This window comes from Psychrobacillus sp. MER TA 171 (assembly GCF_023713305.1).
Lineage (GTDB): Bacteria > Bacillota > Bacilli > Bacillales_A > Planococcaceae > Psychrobacillus.
This window is the reverse complement of sequence record NZ_JAMAWN010000070.1, coordinates 1-467: the sequence shown is the minus strand read 5'-3', so window position 1 is coordinate 467 and position 467 is coordinate 1. Positions and strand designations below refer to the sequence as shown.

1 protein-coding gene is annotated in these 467 nt (G+C 61.2%); it reads left to right on the top strand.

What is annotated here, in order from left to right; genetic code table 11:
- Positions 1-467 (top strand): PEP/pyruvate-binding domain-containing protein (locus M3627_RS20490; protein WP_285841758.1); only part of this gene is annotated, 467 nt, incomplete at both ends.

The following is a 467-nucleotide window of genomic DNA, read 5'->3' as shown; positions in this document are numbered from 1 at the left end:
AACCGACGCTGGCCGCTGGCCGTCCGGCGATCGTGCGCCGCACCATGGGGTCGAAAAAGATCCGTATGGTTTACGCGCCGACCCAGGAGCACGGTAAACAGGTGCGTATCGAAGATGTGCCGCAGGCGCAGCGCGATATTTTCTCGTTAAGCAACGAGGAAGTGCAGGAGCTGGCGAAGCAGGCGGTGCAGATCGAGAAGCACTACGGCCGTCCGATGGATATCGAGTGGGCGAAAGATGGCCACACCGGTAAGCTATTTATCGTCCAGGCGCGTCCTGAAACCGTGCGTTCCCGCGGCCAGGTGATGGAGCGTTATACCCTCCACGCTCAGGGGCAGATCATCGCCGAAGGGCGCGCCATCGGCCACCGCATTGGCGCCGGTCCGGTCAAGGTGATCCACGATATCAGCGAGATGAATCGCATTGAGCCAGGCGACGTACTGGTTACCGACATGACCGACCCGGAC